This is a genomic window from Methylobacterium frigidaeris (genome assembly GCF_022179185.1).
Classification (GTDB): Bacteria; Pseudomonadota; Alphaproteobacteria; order Rhizobiales; family Beijerinckiaceae; genus Methylobacterium; species Methylobacterium frigidaeris.
This window is the reverse complement of record NZ_BPQJ01000013.1, coordinates 119498-138001: the sequence shown is the minus strand read 5'-3', so window position 1 is coordinate 138001 and position 18504 is coordinate 119498. Positions and strand designations below refer to the sequence as shown.

General features: G+C 69.7%; 16 protein-coding genes. 7 read left to right on the top strand and 9 right to left on the bottom strand.

Annotated elements, in window-relative coordinates:
* Positions 1–29: 29 nt before the first annotated feature.
* The 5 genes from MFF64_RS15645 (at position 30) to MFF64_RS15625 (ending at position 7064) form a co-directional block, all read left to right on the top strand.
* The gene (locus MFF64_RS15645; RefSeq protein WP_099903373.1) at positions 30–1907 is read left to right on the top strand and encodes an ABC transporter ATP-binding protein; all 1878 of its coding nucleotides are present in this window, start codon (positions 30–32) and stop codon (positions 1905–1907) included.
* 18 nt (positions 1908–1925) lie between these two features.
* Positions 1926–2807, top strand: a complete 882-nt coding sequence (locus MFF64_RS15640; RefSeq protein WP_238191457.1) for a hypothetical protein — start codon at positions 1926–1928, stop codon at positions 2805–2807.
* A gap of 125 nt (positions 2808–2932) precedes the next feature.
* Positions 2933–4879, top strand: coding sequence for an ABC transporter substrate-binding protein (locus MFF64_RS15635; RefSeq protein WP_099904333.1), 1947 nt, complete (start codon positions 2933–2935; stop codon positions 4877–4879).
* On the top strand, positions 4876–5901 hold the full coding sequence (locus MFF64_RS15630; protein ID WP_099904335.1) for an ABC transporter permease: 1026 nt from the start codon (positions 4876–4878) through the stop codon (positions 5899–5901). The genes MFF64_RS15635 and MFF64_RS15630 overlap by 4 nt, the downstream gene beginning before the upstream one ends.
* Positions 5898–7064, top strand: a complete 1167-nt coding sequence (locus MFF64_RS15625; protein ID WP_099904337.1) for an ABC transporter permease — start codon at positions 5898–5900, stop codon at positions 7062–7064. Before MFF64_RS15630 ends, MFF64_RS15625 begins: the two co-directional genes overlap by 4 nt.
* A gap of 144 nt (positions 7065–7208) precedes the next feature.
* On the opposite strand, the gene MFF64_RS15620 is transcribed toward MFF64_RS15625, so the two are convergent.
* The 4 genes from MFF64_RS15620 to MFF64_RS15605 form a co-directional block, all read right to left on the bottom strand.
* Complete coding sequence (locus MFF64_RS15620; protein WP_438823077.1) at positions 7209–8051, bottom strand: carbohydrate ABC transporter permease; 843 nt, start codon at positions 8049–8051, stop codon at positions 7209–7211.
* A complete protein-coding gene (locus tag MFF64_RS15615) occupies positions 8048–8977 on the bottom strand; it encodes a carbohydrate ABC transporter permease (protein WP_099902666.1) in 930 nt (309 codons plus the stop codon). Before MFF64_RS15615 ends, MFF64_RS15620 begins: the two co-directional genes overlap by 4 nt.
* Entirely contained in the window at positions 8977–10314 is a 1338-nt protein-coding gene (locus MFF64_RS15610) for an ABC transporter substrate-binding protein (protein WP_238191436.1), read from the bottom strand. Before MFF64_RS15610 ends, MFF64_RS15615 begins: the two co-directional genes overlap by 1 nt.
* Before the next feature lie 183 nt (positions 10315–10497).
* On the bottom strand, positions 10498–11646 hold the full coding sequence (locus MFF64_RS15605; protein ID WP_099904901.1) for a sensor histidine kinase: 1149 nt from the start codon (positions 11644–11646) through the stop codon (positions 10498–10500).
* A gap of 219 nt (positions 11647–11865) precedes the next feature.
* Here MFF64_RS15605 and MFF64_RS15600 point away from each other — a divergent pair, with 219 nt between their 5' ends.
* Entirely contained in the window at positions 11866–12075 is a 210-nt protein-coding gene (locus MFF64_RS15600) for a hypothetical protein (RefSeq protein ID WP_099904903.1), read from the top strand.
* A gap of 4 nt (positions 12076–12079) precedes the next feature.
* Here MFF64_RS15600 and MFF64_RS15595 read toward each other — a convergent pair whose 3' ends face one another.
* Complete coding sequence (locus MFF64_RS15595) at positions 12080–12472, bottom strand: winged helix-turn-helix transcriptional regulator (protein ID WP_099904905.1); 393 nt, start codon at positions 12470–12472, stop codon at positions 12080–12082.
* 111 nt (positions 12473–12583) lie between these two features.
* Between MFF64_RS15595 and MFF64_RS15590 the strand changes: the two genes are divergently transcribed.
* On the top strand, positions 12584–13600 hold the full coding sequence (locus MFF64_RS15590; RefSeq protein WP_099904907.1) for a zinc-binding alcohol dehydrogenase family protein: 1017 nt from the start codon (positions 12584–12586) through the stop codon (positions 13598–13600).
* Between the two features lie 277 nt (positions 13601–13877).
* Here MFF64_RS15590 and MFF64_RS38155 read toward each other — a convergent pair whose 3' ends face one another.
* The 4 genes from MFF64_RS38155 to MFF64_RS15575 all read right to left on the bottom strand — a co-directional run bounded on the left by MFF64_RS38155 (position 13878) and on the right by MFF64_RS15575 (position 18286).
* On the bottom strand, positions 13878–14078 hold the full coding sequence (locus tag MFF64_RS38155) for a helix-turn-helix transcriptional regulator (protein WP_369010716.1): 201 nt from the start codon (positions 14076–14078) through the stop codon (positions 13878–13880).
* 101 nt (positions 14079–14179) lie between these two features.
* A complete protein-coding gene (locus tag MFF64_RS15585; protein WP_099904910.1) occupies positions 14180–14551 on the bottom strand; it encodes a hypothetical protein in 372 nt (123 codons plus the stop codon).
* A 259-nt stretch (positions 14552–14810) separates the two neighbouring features.
* On the bottom strand, positions 14811–16550 hold the full coding sequence (locus MFF64_RS15580) for a 2-hydroxyacyl-CoA lyase (RefSeq protein ID WP_238191434.1): 1740 nt from the start codon (positions 16548–16550) through the stop codon (positions 14811–14813).
* A gap of 173 nt (positions 16551–16723) precedes the next feature.
* Positions 16724–18286, bottom strand: coding sequence for a class I adenylate-forming enzyme family protein (locus MFF64_RS15575; protein WP_238191432.1), 1563 nt, complete (start codon positions 18284–18286; stop codon positions 16724–16726).
* Positions 18287–18504 lie beyond the last annotated feature (218 nt).

The window sequence follows — 18504 nt, the reverse complement described above, 5'->3', positions numbered from 1 at the left end:
GCGCCCCGAGAGGACAGCACGGCACCAGGATGACGGCACCGCTCCTGTCGATCCGCGACCTCAAGGTCGATTTCACGACCGATTCCGGCTCGTTCCGGGCGGTCGACGGCCTGTCCCTCGACGTGCCGGCGGGCCGCACCGTGGCGCTCGTCGGCGAATCGGGCTCGGGCAAGTCGGTCACCGCGCAGGCGATCCTGCAGATCCTGCCCAAGGTCGCGCGGATCACCGGCGGAGCGATCCGCCTCGCCGACCCGTCCGGCCCTCCCGGCGGCACCGACATCGCGGGGCTGAAAGCCGATTCGTCCCGGATGCAGAGCTTGCGCGGCGGGCGCATCGCGATGATCTTCCAGGAGCCGATGACCTCGCTGTCGCCGCTCCACACCGTCGGCGACCAGGTCACCGAGGCCCTGCGCCTTCACGCCGACGTCTCGGCCGATCGGGCCAGGGCCCGGGCGATCGAGGTGTTCGAGCGCGTCGGCTTCCCGGACCCGAAGCGGGCGCTGGTCACCTATCCGTTCGAGCTGTCGGGCGGCCTGCGCCAGCGCGCCATGATCGCCATGGCGCTGATCACCCGGCCCGCCCTCCTCATCGCCGACGAGCCGACGACGGCCCTCGACGTGACCACCCAGGCGCAGATCCTGGAGCTGATGCGCGAATTGCAGGCCGAGACCGGCATGGCGATGCTGCTCATCACCCACGATCTCGGCGTCGTCGCCAACATGGCCGACGACGTCGTGGTGATGTATCGCGGCCGGGTGATGGAGGCGGGCTCGCGGGACGACATCTTCCGCCGGCCCGGCCACCCCTACCTCAAGGCCCTGATGCGGGCGGTGCCGCGCTTCCACATGGAGGCCGGCGAGCGGCTGACCCCGATCCGCGAGGTCAAGAGCGCGGTGCTCGCCCGCAAGGCCGGCGAGCCGCACCGGCCCGATCCGGCCGGGCCGCTGCTCGCCATCGAGGGGGTACGCAAGTCCTTCACCCTGCGCTCGGGCTGGTTCAAGGGGAAGACCCGCACCATCAACGCCGTCAACGGCGTGTCGCTTGAGCTGCATCCGGGCCGCACGCTCGGCCTCGTCGGCGAGTCGGGCTGCGGGAAGACCACCCTGTCGAAGGTGGTGATGCGGGCCCTGCGCCCCGATGCCGGCACCGTGACCTTCGACGACGGCTCTGGGAGAGGGCCGCGGGACGTCTTCGCGCTCAAGGACCGGGAGCTGAAGGACTTCCGCCGCGCGGTGCAGTTCGTGTTCCAGGACCCGTTCTCGTCGCTCAACCCGCGCATGACGGTCTACGAGCTCCTGACCGAGCCCCTGCGCATCCACGGCGTCGGCACCTCCGACGAGCGCTACGAGCGCGCCAAGGAACTGCTCGACATGGTCGGGCTCGACCAGACCTCGCTGCGGCGCTATCCGCACGCCTTCTCGGGCGGCCAGCGCCAGCGTCTCGGCATCGCGCGGGCGCTCGCCCTCAAGCCCCGGGTGCTGCTCTGCGACGAGCCGGTCTCGGCCCTCGACGTCTCGGTCCAGGCCCAGGTGCTCAACCTCCTGAAGGATCTGCAGGCGAGCCTCGGCGTCTCCTACCTGTTCGTCTCCCACAACCTCGCGGTGGTCGACTACATCGCCGACACGATCGCGGTGATGTGCCGGGGCTACATCGTCGAGGAGGCGCCGAAGGAGGCTTTGTTCAGGAACCCGGCCCATCCCTACACGCGGGCGCTGCTCGCCGCGGTGCCGGAACCCGACCTCGACCATCCCCTCGACCTGAAGCTCCTGATGAGCGACCGCTTCTCCGACCCGGCGAGCTGGCCCGAGCCCTACCGCCTCACCGGCGGCGCGGCCGGCACCATGACCGAGATCGAGCCCGGGCATTTCGTCCGGGTCTCCGGGCCGATGCTCCGGCAAGCCGCCTGAACCCTCTACGAGACCCCGATGCCCCACGGCGCCGCCCTCCGTCCCCACCCCTTCGTCGAGCGGCTGCGCCGCCGCTTCCTCGGCCGCCTGTTCGACCGCCTCGGCTACGACCTCGTTCCGGCGGTGTCCGACTGGAACCATCGCCCGCTCTCCGGTCCCGAGACCGACGCCCTGATCGCGGCGGCCGCCGCTCGCCTCGACCACGACCTCGCCGGATCCGGCCTGTCGCTGCCGGGCGGCGCCGCGCCCGCCGTCGCGACCTTCTGGGAGCTGATCGCCTCGGCGCCGGTGGCGCAGAAGCGGGGTGGCAACGGCTTCAACGGCGCGCTCCAGCTCTACGTGCTGATGCGGGCGCTCTCGCCTGAGGTGATCGTCGAATCGGGGGTGTTTCGCGGCCTCACCACCTGGGTGATGCGCCAAGCCTGCCCGGGGGCCGAGATCTTCTGCTTCGATCCGGACCTCTCAGGGCTACGCTACCGCGACGCCCGCGCCCACTACCACGCCGGCGACTGGTCGGCGGCGAGCCTGCCACGCCTCGACCCCGACCGGGCGGTCGGCTTCTTCGACGACCATATCAGCCAGGCCCGGCGGGTGCTGGAAGCCCGCGAGCGCCGCCTGACGCGGCTGATCTTCGACGACGACGCCGCGGCGCACCGGCTCCACGCCCATGGCGGGCCGGCCTTCCCGACCATCGCGATGCTGACCGCGCCCCGCTCCGGCGAGCCGGTGCGCTGGCGCCGCAACGGCCGGGAATTCGTCTACCGGCCCGACGACCCGGAAGCCGAGGCTGCCCGCGCGGCCATCGCCGCCACCCACGCCTTCGACGACCTGCACGCCGCGACCGGCTACTCGCCCACCCGTCTCACCTGGGTGCGCCTGCACGGGAGGGACGGGACATGACGGTTCGGTTCGGAAACCTGTTCACGAACGCCGCCGCTGCTGAACCCTCCCCCCTCTGCGGGGGAGGGTGCCCCGCCGAGCGGGGCGGGAGAGGAGACGCCGCTTCCGGAGAGGTCGCGCGCTTCATGAAGGGCGCCACATCCTGCGCCGTCGCGCTGCCCCTCTCCCGTCCGGCATCCGCCGGGCACCCTCCCCCGCACAGGGGGGAGGGTTGGGCGGGCATCGCTCTGTCCGTCTTGTTGTTCCTGGGTGCGGCTCCCGCCCTCGCCGCCGAATCCCTCACCGACCGCCTGCCCAAGCAGCCCCTCGTCGTCGACCCCGCCGCGCAAGGCCGCCGGATCGGCAAGCCCGGCGGTGACATCGTCACCCTGGTCTCGAAGGCCCGGGACATCCGCTACATCTCGACCTACAGCTACACCCGCCTCGTCGGCTACGACGAGAAGCTGACGCTGCAGCCCGACATTCTGGACAAGTTCGAGAACGACGGCGACAGGATCTACACCTTCACCTTGCGCGAGGGCCATCGGTGGTCCGACGGCCAGCCTTTCACGGCGGAGGACATCCGCTACTGGTGGGAGGACGTCGCCCTCAACAAGGAGCTGAGCCCCTCCGGCCCGCCGGAATTCATGATGGTCGACGGGCAGGCGCCGCGCTTCGAGCTGATCGACCCGCTCCACGTCCGCTTCACCTGGGACAAGCCCAATCCCCGCTTCCTGCCGGAACTGGCCTCGCCGCGCGATCCCTTCATCTATCGCCCGGCGCATTACCTGAGACGCTTCAACCCGCGCTACACGCCGAAGGCCGAGATCGAGCCGCTGGTGAAGCAGGCCAAGGTCAAGGGCTGGGCGGCGCTCCACAACCGGCTCGACGCGATGTTCGAGCAGACCAATCCCGATCTGCCCACGCTCCAGCCCTGGCGCGTCACCACCATCGCGCCGGCGGCCCGCTTCGTCTTCGTGCGCAATCCCTATTACCACCGGGTCGACACCAACGGGCAGCAGCTGCCCTACATCGACAAGGTGAACATGGACGTGGCGGCGGGCGGGCTGCTCGCCGCCAAGGCCAATGCCGGCGAGGCCGACCTGCTGTTCCGCGGCCTCAACATGGAGGACATCCCGATCCTGCGCGAGGGCGAGCGCGCAAAGGGCTACCGCACCCATCTCTGGCCCACTGCGCGCGGCTCGGAACTGGCGCTCTATCCCAACCTGACCGTCACCGATCCGGTCTGGCGCACGCTCAACCGCGACCTGCGCTACCGCCGCGCCCTGTCCCTCGCCATCGACCGGCGCACCCTCAACAACGCCCTGCTGTTCGGGCTCGGCATCGAGGGCAACGACACGGTCGTCGAGAAGAGCCCGCTCTACAAGCCCGAGTACCGCACCCTCCATGCCGGTTACGACCCCGCGGAAGCCTCGCGCCTCCTCGACGAGATCGGGCTGACGCAGCGCAACGGCGCCGGCATCCGCCTCCTGCCCGACGGGCGCGAGCTGGAGATCGTGGTCGAGACCGACGGCGAGAGCAGCATGCTCACCGACGGGCTGACCCTCATCTCGGAATTCTGGCGCGAGGTCGGCATCAAGCTGTTCGTCAAGCCGCAGGACCGCACGGTGCTGCGCAACCGCGCCTATTCGGGCGCCGCCGTGATGGTGGCGGCGCAAGGCCTCGACCTCGCGATGCCGACCGCCGAGATGTCGCCCGACGAGCTCGCCCCGGTCCACCAGGACACCTATGCCTGGCCGAAATGGGGGCAGTACGTCGAGACGCGGGGTAAGGAGGGCGAGCCCTGCGACATTCCCGAGGCGAAGGTGCTGATCGACCTCAACGCCCGCTGGATGGCGACGGCCGACAATGCCGAGCAGGCGACGATCTGGGGCGAGATGCTGCGGAACCGGGCCGAGAACCAGTGGGTGATCGGCACCGTCTCGGGCGCGCTCCAACCGGTGGTGGCCAAGACCCGGCTGCTCAACGTGCCCGACAAACAGACCTACAGCTGGAAGCCGACGGCCCTGATCGGGATCTACCGCATGGACCAGTTCTTCTGGGGCCCGAACCCGAAGGAGGCGTCGCGGTGATCCGCTACCTCGCCCGCCGCCTCCTCACCATGGCGGTCACGCTGCTGATCATCTCGGCGCTCGTCTTCGTCATCATCAAGCTGCCGCCGGGCGACTTCCTCACCAACCAGATCGCCGAGCTGCGCTCGCAGGGCGAGGCGGCCTCGATCGCCAAGGCGCAGTTCCTGATGCAGCAATACGGCCTCGACCGGCCGGTCTGGGAGCAGTACCTGCGGTGGATCGGGCTATGGCCCAATCCCGAGGGCGCCTTCAACGGCCTGATCCAGGGCAACTGGGGCTGGTCGTTCGAGTATGACCGCCCGGTGCGCGAGGTGGTGGGCGACGCGCTGTGGCTCACCCTGGTGGTCAACCTGGCGGTGGTGATCTTCGTCCACCTGGTCTCGATCCCGATCGCGATCTACTCGGCCACGCGGCAATACTCGATCGGCGACTACGTCGCGACCTTCATCGGCTATATCGGCCTCGCCACCCCGTCCTTCCTGCTGGCGCTGGTGATGCTGTTCTACGCCAACCGCTGGTTCGAGGTGTCGATCGGCGGGCTCTACGACAGCGCCTATTCGGGCCTGCCCTGGACCTGGGAGAAGATCCGCTCGCTGCTGGCCCATCTCGTCGTCCCGACCCTGGTGATCGGATTGGGCGGCACCGCCGCGATGATCCGGCGGATGCGCGCCAACCTCCTCGACGAATTGGGCAAGCAATACGTCGTCACCGCCCGCGCCAAGGGCCTGCCGCCAACCCGGGCGCTGCTGAAATACCCGTTCCGGATGTCGCTGAACCCGTTCATCGCCGATATCGGCAACCTCCTGCCGCACCTCGTGTCGGGCTCGGTGCTGGTGTCGCTGGTGCTCAGCCTGCCGACCGTCGGGCCGATCCTGCTCGCCGCCCTCAAGAGCCAGGACCAGTTCCTGGCCGGCTTCATCCTGATGTTCGTGGCGATGCTCACGGTGATCGGCATGCTGATCTCCGACCTGCTGCTCGCCTGGCTCGATCCGCGCATCCGCCTCGGAGGGGACGGTCGATGAGTCTGGAACTGCGGGACCGGCCGCACCACTTCGTCGACACCGCCCCCTTCGATCCCGGCCGCACCGAGCCGGTGGGGGCGGAGAGCAGCGCCGTCGACCGCGCCTCGTCCTGGCGCCTGACCTGGTGGAAGTTCCGCAAGCACCGGGTCGCGGTGGCGGCGGGGCTGATCCTGATCGCCTTCTACGCGCTGATCCCGTTCGTCGAGGTGATCGCGCCCTACAACCCGGCCAAGCGTCACGGCGACTACCTCTACGCGCCGCCGCAATCGATCCACTTCTTCCACGAGGGCCGCTTCGTCGGACCCTATACCCATCCCTACCACTTCACCTTCAACATCGAGACCTTCCACCGCGACTACACGGTGGACCGGAGCAAGGTGCAGCCCCTGCGCTTCTTCTGCCGCGACGAGGGCTATTCCTTCTGGGGCCTGGTCGATACCGACTGGCACCTGGTCTGCCCGCCGAAGGACGGAACGATGTTCCTGCTCGGCACCGACCGGCTCGGGCGCGATCTGCTCTCGCGGATCATCACCGGTACCCGAATCTCGCTCACCGTCGGCCTCGTCGGCATCGCGGTATCGTTCACGCTCGGACTCTTCTTCGGCGGGCTCGCCGGCTATCTCGGTGGCTGGGTCGACAACGTGATTCAGCGCCTGATCGAGATCCTGCGCTCGCTGCCCGAATTGCCGCTCTGGCTCGCCCTCTCGGCGGCCCTGCCGCCGAACTGGAGCCCGATCCTGGTCTTCTTCGGCATCACGCTGATCCTCGGCCTCCTCGATTGGCCTGGACTCGCCCGGGCGGTGCGCTCGAAGCTGCTGGCTTTGCGCGAGGAGGATTACGTCCGCGCCGCCGAGCTGATGGGCGCCTCGAAGACCCGGATCATCGCCCGGCACCTGATCCCGAACTTCATGAGCCACCTGATCGCCTCGGCGACGCTATCGATCCCCTCGATGATCCTCGGCGAGACGGCTTTGTCGTTCTTGGGCCTTGGCCTGCGGCCGCCGGTGACGAGCTGGGGCGTCCTGCTGAACGAGGCGCAGAACCTCGCGGCGGTGCAACTCCATCCCTGGCTGCTGGCGCCGATCCTGCCGGTGGTGATCGTGGTGCTGGCCTTCAACTTCCTCGGCGATGGTCTGCGAGACGCGGCCGATCCGTATCATTGAGGGGGGTAGCGGCGGCCCAAGGTCGGAGCGTGGACTCCACTGAAAGCCTTTGATCCCACCCACAACCTCATCCTGAGGTTGTGGGTGGGATCGACACCTGTTTGATCGGCTCGGGCGGGCCCCGCCGCGAGGCCGAAAGCCCCCTCACCCTCCCTTCACCGCCCCCGCCGTCAGCCCGGCGACGATCTGGCGCTGAGCAAAGACCGTCAGCACCAGGACCGGCAGGGTGACGATGAGCGCCGCGGCGGCGAGCGGCCCCCAGCTCAGCTGGTCGAACGAGATCATGTTGTAGACCGCCACCGGCAGGGTGCGGGTCTCGCGCCCGGCGAGCACGATGCCGAAGACGAAGTTGTTCCAGGAGAAGATCACCGCCAGGATCATCGCCACCGCGATGCCGGGCTTGGCGATCGGCAGCGCGACATAGCGAAACACCTGCCAGCGGCTCGCCCCGTCGATGACGGCCGCCTCCTCCAGCTCCAGCGGCGTGGTCTCGAAGTAGCCGATCATGATCCAGATCACGATCGGCACGGTGACGACGAGATGGATGATGATCTGAGGCCACAGCGTGCCGAGGAGCCCGAGCCACTGGAACAGCAGGAAGAGCGGGATGAGGTAGGACAGGCCGGGCGTGATGCGCGCGACCAGGATCACCACCGCGGCCTTGGCGGCCTTCATCCGGGCGATGCCGTAGCCGGCGGGCACGCCGACGAGGAGCGCGAGCCCCGTGGCGGTGCCGGTGACGAGCAGGCTGTTGAGGAAGTAGGTCGAGAACCGGTTCGACTCGAGCACGTCGAGGTAGTTCTTCCAGGCGAAGCGCTCGGGGATCAGCACCGGCGGGTAGGCGGCGTTGTCGATCTCGTACTTGACCGAGAGCGACAGCATCCAGACGAAGAACAGGATCACCGGCGAGACGATGACCAGGACGGCGAAGAGTAGGGCGGCCTGCTTGAGGAGCCAGCGCCAGTTCACGCGACCGCTCCAAGTCATTCTACCGATCCTTGTGTGCGCTTGCGGACCACCAGCAGGGCGGCGGCGAGCGCGATGATCAGGAGGAAGAAGACCACGGCGATCGCCGAGCCGTAGCCGACGTCGTAATAGGCGAAGGCGACGCTGTAGAGGTAGATGTTGATCGTCTCGGACGCCGTACCCGGTCCCCCCTGCGTGATCGCGAAGATGATGTCGAAGCTCTTCACCGCGTCGATCATCCGGATCATCGCGGCGACGAACAGGAACGGCGCGACCAGCGGCAGGGTGATGTGGCGAAACACCTGCCAGAGCGAGGCGCCGTCGATCTGCGCGCTCTCGTAGGGCTCGGTGGGGAGCGCCGCGAGGCCGCCGAGCACGATCAGCATCACGAGCGGCGTCCACTGCCAGGTCTCGACCAGCACCAGCGACGGGATCACGGTCGCCGGGTGGAACACCCAGAGCTGGGGCGGGATGCCGATCAGCGAGAGCAGGTAGTTCAGCACTCCGAGCTGGGGGTGGAACATCATGGTCCAGACCAGCGCGATGGCGACGGGCGTCGCCATCATCGGCAGGATGAACACGCCGCGCAGGAAGCCGCGCAGGGGGAACCTGGCGTGGAACACGCAGGCCGCGAGCGTGCCGAGGATCAGCGGCAGCACCACCGAGAGCGCGGTGTAGACCAGCGTCTGCCACACCGCGTCGAGGAAGCGCGGATCGGTGGGCAGGCGGGCGTAGTTCGACAAGCCGACGAAGGCCGGGTCCGCCCCGACCTTCCACTCGTGCAGGCTCATCCACAGGGTGAAGGCCCAGGGGAACACGATCACCCCGACGACGACGACCAGTGCCGGCACCACGAAAGGCCAGTAGCCCGGCGGGCGCCAGCGGGCGGCCGGCGCCTCGGTGGGCGCCAGCTCGACGGTCGACGGCGCGAGGCCGGCCCGGGCCATCAGGCCTTCTCGCTGCGCTCGAGGATCGGCCGGTACTGCTCGGCCGCCTTCTTCAGCTCGGTCGCCGGGTCGGCCCCCGACAGGGTGGCGGTGACGGCGGAGCCGACGATGTCGCGGAACTCCGCCACCGGCACCACAACGGGCAGGCCAAGCTTGCTGATCTTGGCCGAGCCGATCACCGAATCGAGCCACTCGCGCGGCATCTTCACGCCCTGCTGGACCTCGGCGTCGTTGAGGATCGAATCGCGGAACGGCACGCCGCCGCCGATCTGGAGCAGGCGCCCGCCCATCAGCTTCGAGACCGCCCACTGGCAGTAGAGGTAGGCGGCCTCCTTCTTGGTACTCGCCGCCGCGACGCCGATGCCGTCGCCGTAGGTGGCCGCGGCGTGGTCCTTCGGGCCCTTCGGCACCACGGCGTAGCCGACCTTGCCGACGACGCGGGAGGCGTTCGGGTCCTCCAGCGGCGGCGCCCAGCCGACGCCGTCGAGCCACATCGCCGCCCTGCCCTGCGTGAAGGCCGCCATCGACTCCATCCAGTTGAAGCCGACGACCCCGGGGGGCGCGGTCTTGGTGAGCAGGCGCTGGTAGAGCTTCGTCGCCTCCACGGCCTCCGGTCCGTCGATCAGGAGGTTGCCCTTGTCGTCGAGGAAGCGGCCGCCATAGGCGAGGAAGAATGCGCCCCACAATGCCATGTTGGCGTTGCGCAGGCCCCGCCCGACGAAGCCGTAGGTGCCGGCCTTCGGGTCGGTCAGGGTCTCGGCCGCCCGCATCATGTCGTCAAAAGTTTCTGGGAAGGCGACGTTCTTCTTCTGGAACAGCTCCTTGTTCCAGTACAGGATGAAGTAGTCGACCGACATCGGCAGCGAGCGCATCTCGCCGTTCGGCGTCTTGGCGTATTGCAGGCCGGCAGAGCTGAAATCCGCCTCGCGCAGGGCGGAGTCGGTGAGGTTCGGGTCCTTGATGAACCCTGAGAGGTCGGCGAGCCAGCCGGCCTTGTCGAACTGGCGCTTCTGCACGTGGTAGCTCAGATGCACCACGTCGAAGCTCGGCCGGCCGGAAGTCAGCTCGATGACGATCTTCTGGCGCTGCTGCTGCTCGGGGATCACCTCGGAGGAGACCTTGATCCCGGTGAGCGCCGTGAACTCGGCGGCGTGGCGCTGGAGCAGGTCGCCCCGCGGCCCCTTGATCAGGTTGACCTCGAGGGTAGTGCCGGCATGGCGCTTCCAGTCCACGGCCGCGAAGGCGGGACGTGAACCGATCAGCCCGAGGCCGGCCGCCGCGGCGCCGGAGGCCAGGATGCGGCGACGGGTCGGACCGCCGCGGGAGAACTCGCCCATCGTTTCCACCCTTGTCTTTGGCCCGGATCTGGCGCCCGGGCTCGGTCGGGGCCGGTCTTCCGGTCCCCGGCGTGCCGCCCATTATTGGCGTTCGGGCGGCAGCGCTGCCGCGAGCGTAGTGCAAGACGGCCGGCCGTGGGAAGCGGCTCACCGTGACGACCCCGAAAAATCCGTGGCGGGCGACTACGACGCCGCGAAATTCACCATCAGGGTGAAGCGGGCGCCGCCCTTTCCCGACACTGCGAGCTCGCCGCCGAGCTGGCGGGCGAGGCCGTGGATCACCCGCATGCCGAGGCTGCGGCGCGCCGCCCCCGCATCGAACCCTTCCGGCAGGCCGACGCCGTCATCCGAGACGCTGAGGCGCACCCGGCCCTCGCTCGACGGCACCGCCTCGACCCGCACCGGGCCATGGCCGCCCGGATAGGCGTACTTGACCGCGTTGGTGACCAGCTCGTTGACGAACAGCCCGAGCGGGATCGCGAGGTCGGCCGGGATCGGCATGGCCGGAGCTTCGCAGGTGATGGCGTGGCCGGGCGCGCTCTCGCGCAGCTTCTCGCACAGGCTGTCGAGGAAGCCCGACAGCTCCACCGCCGCGAGGTCGGGCTGGCGCCAGAGCTGGTCGTGCACCTGCGCCACCGCCTCGACCCGCGAGCGGGCATCCGCCAGGGCGTCGCGGGCCTGCTGGCTCTCCGTGGTGCGGGCCTGGAGCGAGAGCAGGCCCGCCACCGTAGCGAGGCTGTTCTTGACCCGGTGGCTCATCTCGCGGGTGAGCAGCTCCTGCCGGTCGAGGGCGGCCTGGAGCCGGGCCTCCGCGCGCTGGCGCTCGATGGCGCCGCCGAGCAGGTTGGCGAAGCCCTGCATGAAGGCGATGTCGGCCTCGTCGAACTGCCCCTCCCGGGTGTCGTCGACCTCCAGCACGCCGAAATCGCCCTCGCGGTTGCGGATCAGCACGTTGAGCGCCCGGCGCACCCCGTGATCGGCCATCAGCTGCGGGGTGCGGAAGCGGCGCTCGTTCTCGAGGTGGTTCGAGATCACCGGCTGGCCGGTCTTGAGGGCATAGCCCGCCGGCGAGGCGAGGTCGGCCCCCACGAGGGCGTGGCCGACGACGTTCGGCCCCCAGCCGACGCCCGCGATGACGAGGAGCGTGTCATGGCCGGGCTTGTACTCCAGCGCCTTGCAGAACTGCGCCGCCATACCCTCCGCGCAGAGTTCGGTCGCGCGCTGCAGCAGACGGCCGAGATCGTCGGCGCGCAGGGCCTCGACGCCGAACTCGGACAGGATCTTCTGCTGCTTGAGGCGGTAATCGAGATCCGGACGGCTGAGCTCCGCCATCGTTGTGGGTCCTGTCCTTTTCCTGCGCGAGATGCGGGATCTGTCCTGTCGGGGCCTGCAGCGTGGCCTGCGCCGTTTCAGAGGGTTCACGTCTGCCCGGGCGGGTCAAGCGCGGCGAAGAGTCGAGCCGGAATGCCGCACAGGCGGTCAGCCCTGTCTGCGCCGCTCCGCCGCCCCATATCCCGTGATGCAGTGCACATAGTGCAGGAGTGCGGATCCGTGCTGCGCCTCGTCACCCTCGGGATCATCCTGACCGCCGCCGTGACGATCCTGGTCACGCTCCTGCGGCCGCCGCCCCTGCGGGCGCAGCAGGAGGAGAGCTATTGCCGCCCTCCCCTCAAATTCGCGTCCGGCGCCTGCGTGGCGCAATGCCCGGCCGGCTACGAGGATCGCGGCCGGGTTTGCGTCTTCCGCAGCCTGTCGCGCTGAATCGTCAGGCTGCGTCGGCCTCCGGCGCCGACATCGATGCGGTGACAGGCTTCGCGTGCGCATCGCCCCAGGCCTTGAGCGCCCGGATCACCGGCTCGAGGCTGCGGCCGCGCTCGGTCAGGCGGTACTCCACCCGCGGCGGCACTTCGGCGTAGACCGTGCGGTGCACGAAGCCGTCCGCCTCCAGCTCGCGCAGCTGGTTGGTCAGCATGCGCTGGGTCACGTTCGGCATTCGGCGGCGCAACGCGTTGAATCGTAGAGCATCTTCCGGCTCTGGCGCCTCCGCGAGCAGGTGGTAGAGGATCACGCCCTTCCACTTGCCGTCGATCAGCTGCAGCGTCGCCTCGACGGCGCAGCCCGGGCTGCAATCCAGGCTGCGATGCCGGGTGCGGGCCATGACGGTATCCTTTTCGACACTATAGGCGCTTCATGTGCGTTCTTGCGCGGGCCGAGGGTAGCGGTCATCTCGGGCTACGTCATCCAAGGAACCCGCCCAAGGAGCCCGCCCATGCGCGCCGTCGGTTACCAGACCTCCCTGCCAATCGAGGACGAGGCTGCCCTCCAGGACATCACCCTGCCCCGCCCCGAGCCCACGGGGCGCGATCTCCTGGTGGAGGTCCGGGCGGTGTCGGTGAACCCCGTCGATACCAAGGTGCGCCGCCGCGCCGCCCCGGAGGCCGGCGGCTGGAAAGTGCTGGGCTGGGACGCCGCCGGCATCGTCGTGGCCGCCGGCCCGGAGGCGACGCGGTTCCGCCCGGGCGACGCGGTGTTCTACGCCGGCGCCCTGGAGCGCCCCGGCACCAATGCCGAGTTCCACCTCGTCGACGAGCGCATCGTCGGCCACAAGCCCGCCTCGCTCTCCTTCGCCGAGGCCGCGGCGCTGCCGCTGACCGCGATCACCGCCTGGGAGACGCTGTTCGACCGGCTCGACACGCGCAAGCCCGTGCCGGGGGCGGCGAAGGCCGTGCTGATCGTCGGCGGCGCCGGCGGCGTCGGCTCGATCGCGACCCAGCTCGCGCGGCAGCTCACGGATCTCACCGTCATCACCACCGCCTCGCGGCCGGAGACGCAAGCCTGGAGCCGCGAGCTTGGCGCCCACTACGTCGTCGATCACGGGGCATCGCTCGCGCGGCAGGTGGTCGATCTCGGGCTCGGCGCCCCCGGCCTGGTCTTCTCGACCACGCATACCGACCTGCACCTGCCGGCGATCGTCGAGCTGATGGCGCCGCAAGGGAGGCTCGCGCTCATCGACGACCCGGCGACGCTCGACGTGTCGCTCCTCAAGCGCAAGAGCCTGTCGCTGCATTGGGAGTTCATGTTCACCCGGCCGATGTTCGGCACCGTCGACATCGCGGCGCAGGGCGAGTTGCTGGACGAGGTGGCGCGGCTGGTCGAGGCCGGACGGTTGCGCACCACGCTCGCCGACCATTTCGGCCCGATCACCGCCGCGAATCTGCGCCGGGCGCACGCGCTCCTGGAGAGCGGGCGGGCGAAGGGGAAGATCGTGCTGGAGGGGTTTGCCTGAGGGGCAGTCGTTCGGCCGATGCGGCGGAAGCCAGGCGTCGTCGGCCGACGAAAACTCTCCGAAGCTTGAGGTTCATGCGCACTCCCCTCCCCACGCGCGACCGATCCCGGGCAGGCCCGCGATCGGCTGGGAAGGAGAGGCGCGCGACCTTCAGGGGGAACGAGCCCGCAGACCGGGTTGTGTGAAACGATAGTCCATGTGGGAGCCCATGTGGTGGGAGCGAGGAGATCCTGTGCCTCTCCTCTTCCGCAGGCTGTCCGCAGCGGATGCAGCCGCCTCACCTCGCCGCGAAAGCCGCCGGCGGCGCGGCCAGCAGCAGCGTGACGGGGTCGCTCTGGCGTCCGGTCCCTGTCTTGACGAACAGGCCCCGGAGCTGGCTGCGCACCGTCGAGGGGGCGATGCCCCAGCGCCCGGCGATGTCCTGCGGGGTCAGGCCCTCGGCGAGGCCGAGCAGGACGCGCAGCTCGGCCGCCGTCAGGCGGTAGGTCCGGCCGACGATCTCGGCGGCGTTCGGGGCGGCGGCCCGGCTCTGGATGAACAGGGCCGTGCGGCCCGCAGCCCCCGGCCGGCGTCCTCGGCTCAGCGGCAGCCCCGACGGGATCGCGTGGCCACCGTCGCGGCGGCCGAGTCGGACATCGTCCGCCCGGCCTCGACGAGGGCCTGGAATGCCGCCGCGCCGGCACGGTCCCAGGGTCGGATGGTGCCGTCACGCTGAGCCAGCAGGTCGCCGCCCTCGATGAGCGCGCGGTCGGCGGCGTTGGCGTGGACCAGCCGGTCACCCTGGCCGATGATCAGGATCGCGGTCGCCCGCGCGTCGAGGGCGGCGGCCGCGTCCGGAGCGACGTGGCTCCTGCCGGATGCCCGGGTGGCGATCCCCGCGCTGGTCTCCCCGTTCGGGTCGCCTCTCGCGACGGACGTCCTGGTGTCGGTCGATCTTTGGCTCGTCCTCACGCTCGCGGCCTGGGGGCATCGGCGGATCGAGGTGCCGGCGCGGCTGTGGAGCCGGCATCTCGCCGGTCGGATCGGGTCGCCCGGCCTGCCGGCGGCGGACCCATCGCGGCCCGCTGCCGCGCCGTGACGGCCGCGTTCGCCTTATACCCTCGCGCCTTGGCATCGCCGTGTCGATGTGAAGGCGACCGGCGGATCAGCGCCGGCGCCCGTTCGGGCTTGCCTGGCACTTCGAACGCGTCCGTTCGAAGGCGCGGCGGTATTACACGGCCTCGCCGCGCCGCCGCCGCTCGGCGTCGTCCCAGGCGGTGAGCGGCTGGTAGTCGGGCACGAAGCCGAGCCCCTTGCGGGCGTCCGACGACACCGCGACCTGCGAGGTGGCGACGTCGATCAGCGCCGGGGCGTTGGCGAGCGCTCGCGCGATCGCCGGGGCCAGGTCCTCCGGCCGCTCGACCCGCTCGCCATGGGCGCCCAGCGCCCGGGCCATCGCGGCGTAGTCGGAATCGGCCAGCAGCGTGCCGACGACCCGGCCGCCGTAATTGAACTCCTGGTCGTAGCGCTCGATGTTCCAGGCGGCGTTGTTCGACACGATGATGACCGGCTTGGCGCCGTGGCGGACCGCGGTGTCGATCTCCATCGCGTTGATGCCGAAGGCGCCGTCGCCGGTGACGCAGATCACCTGCCGGTCCGGATAGGCGAGCGAGGCCGCGGTGGCGTAGGGCACGCCGATGCCGAGGCAGCCGAAGGCGCCCGCATCCATGTAGGTCCGCGCCTCCAGGCCGACACGGGCGAAGCTGAGGAGGTCCCCGCCATCCGCCACCGCGATGTAGTCGGGCGCAGCGACGTGCCGGATCGCCTCGAAGATCGCCGCCGGGTGGACGCGTCCGTCGGAGCCGGTCTGCGGCACCTTGGCGCCGGTCGAGCGCTGGCGATGACGCTCCCGCAGGCCCTCGGCCCATGCCTTATCGAGGGCGGGCGCCTGGTTGCCGGCGGCATCGATGATCGCCGCGAGGGCGAGGGCCGGGGTGGCGAGCAGCTCCGGCTCGCCGCGGCGGTTATCGACGAGCTCGCCCGCGGTGTCGGCGATGCGCACGAAGCGGGCGTGGGGGAACACCGCCGGCGAGCCGTAGCCGAGCTGGTAATCGAGCTTGCGGCCGATCACCAGGACGACATCGGCCTCTGTCATCGCGGCGGCCCGCATGGCGCCGACGGTCGAGGGATGATCGGCCGGCACCAGGCCGCGGCTCTCCTGGGTGTCGAGATAGACCGCACCGAGCGCGTCGAGGAGGCGCACCAGCTCGGGACCAGCCGTCCTGGCGCCGCGCCCGCTCACCACCAGCGGGCGCTTGGCCCCCCACAACACATCGACCGCCTGCGCCACCGCCGCCGGATCGGGCGGCAGCAGCCGCGGCGCCTTGGGCCGCATCCAGTCGTCCAGCACCAGCTGCGGCGGCACGTGGGCCCGCAGCACGTCGGTCGGGATCTCGACGTAGACCGGCCCCGGTTCGCCGAGATCGCCCATGGCGCGCGAAACCGCCTCGTCGAGCTCGCGGATCACCTGGTCGGCGACGCGGGCGGTACGCGACTGGCGGGTGACGGGGCGCAGGATGTCGACGTGGGGAATGTCCTGGAGCGGGCCGAGATTGGCCTGCGGCCGCGAGGTGCAGCCGCCGATCAGCAGCACCGGCGCGCGCGCGAGCGAAGCGTTGGCGATGCCGGTGACGCAGTTGGTGACGCCGGGCCCGGCGGTCGCCATGCAGACCCCGAGCTCCCCGGTCAGCTCCGCATGGGCGTGGGCCATGTGCACCGCGGCGCCCTCGTCGCGCACGTCGACGATGCGGATGCCGAGGCGGGCGCAATGGTCCCAGATCGGCTGGATGTGGCCGCCCTGAAGCCCGAACACCCGATCGACGCCCCGCGCCTTCAGGAACTCGGCGATCCAGGCGGCGCAGGAATGCGCGTCGGCGTTGAGGTCCTGGACGGTCTGGGCCTGCTGGCTCATGGGGTTCCTCCCGTTATTTGGTTTTCCCTCCCCCTTGTGGGGAGAGGTAAGGGGTGGGGGTGGTGCCGGGGAAATCTCGCGCTCCATTCGGCACCAATCCCCACCTCCAGCTCCTCCCCACGAGGGGGCAGGAGAGGGGTTTCGTCTTTCTAGGATTTTGCCGAAGTCATCGGCTACCCCTCGCCCCGCGCCAGCCGTTCCTTCAGCTTCCGGTGCAGGGTCTTCCCCGTCGCCGTCCTGGGCATCGCCCCATCCTCCAGGAACGAGACCGTGCGCGGGCGCTTGAAGCCGGCGAGGCGATCCTTGCACCAGCCCAGGATCTCGGCCTCGGTGGCCGCGGCGCCGTCGCGCAGGACGATCACCGCGTGGACGCGCTCGCCCCAGGTTTCGTCCGGCAGGCCGACCACCGCGACGTCGTGCACCGCCGGATGGCCGCCGAGCAGGGCCTCGACCTCGGACGGGTAGATGTTCTCTCCCCCCGAGATGATCATGTTGCTCTTGCGGTCGACGAGGTGGATGAACCCGTCCGCGTCGCGCCGGGCCATGTCGCCGACGGTGCAGTACGCGCCGCGGAACGCCTCCTTGGTCTTCTCCGGCAGCTTCCAGTAGCCGTCGAACAGGTACGGGTTCGAGCAGAACAGCTCGCCGGCCTCGCCGTCCGGCACCTCGTTGCCGGATTCGTCGAGCAGTTTGATCGGTGCCGAGCCGACGCATTCGCGGCCGACCGAGCCGAGCTTGGTGAATTGCTCGGGCGGGTGCAGCATTGTCGCCCAGCCGACCTCGGTGGCGCCGTAGAGTTCGTAGAGCCCGGAATTGGGGAAGAACTCCATCACCGCCCGCTTGGTATCGGGCCGGGCCGGGGCCGAGGAGATCATCAGGCGGGTGATGCGGGTGAGATCGTAGCGCTCACGCACCTGCGGGTTCAGTCCCAGCATCATCGCGTAATGCGTCGGAACCAGCGAGGTGAAGCTGGCGCCGCCCTCGGAGAGGGCCCGCACGCAATGCTCCGGATCGAAGCTCTTGCGCGAGTAGACGCTGGTGACGCCGCCGCAATAGCTGAACGCGCCGAAGAAGTAGAGCGAGTTGGCGTGGCACAGCGGCATGACCAGCAGCGCAGAATCGCGCCGGTGGATGCCGAGCTCGATCTCGGTGATCATCGACAGCATGGCGGCGCCGCGATGCGAGCGGATCGCGCCCTTCGGCTTGCCGGTCGTGCCCGAGGTGTACATCAGCATCCAGGGATCGGCCGGATCGACGAGGGTGCCGGGCTCGTCCTCGCGGCCGCCCGCGATGAGATCCTCGTAGGACGAGAAGCCCGCCGGGCAGGGCGTGGCGCCGAACCACACCACGCGGGACTCCGCCACCGGCAGATCGGCCCGGATCTCCTCGATCGTGCCGGCGAGTTCATCTTGCAGGATGAGGGCCGAGACCTCGGCATCCTCCAGGATGTAGCGCACCTCGGGCCCGACGAGCCGGAAATTGATCGGCACCGCGACGAGGCCGGCCTTCGCCATCGCGGCGTAGATCTCCAGCCACTCGACGCAATTATAGGCCAGCACCGCCACCCGCTCGCCCTTGACGAGGCCAAGGCCGAGGAGGCCGTTGGCGAGGCGGCAGGCGCGGGCGTTCCACTGCCGGAAGGTCATCTCGCGCTCGAGGTCGCGCGCGCCGATCCGGTCGGGCTGCAGGCGCGCCTGGACGGCGAGCATCTGCCCAGGCGTGAGCACATCCCTCATCGTGGTCGTCCTCGCTTCGTCTTTACTGTTCGAGATTCGATCGGCTGAGACAATGCAATTCATACCACCGGCTGCCTCACCCTAGAGTGTCAGTCGCGCAGATCGGCTGACCTCGACGGAGGCTTCCAGTGATTGCCGAGATCTCTGGAAACCTCCGTCGAGGCCGCTGCGCGGCACCTCAGGATGAACTCGCGGGTGGGATGAATGGAAAACCGTCG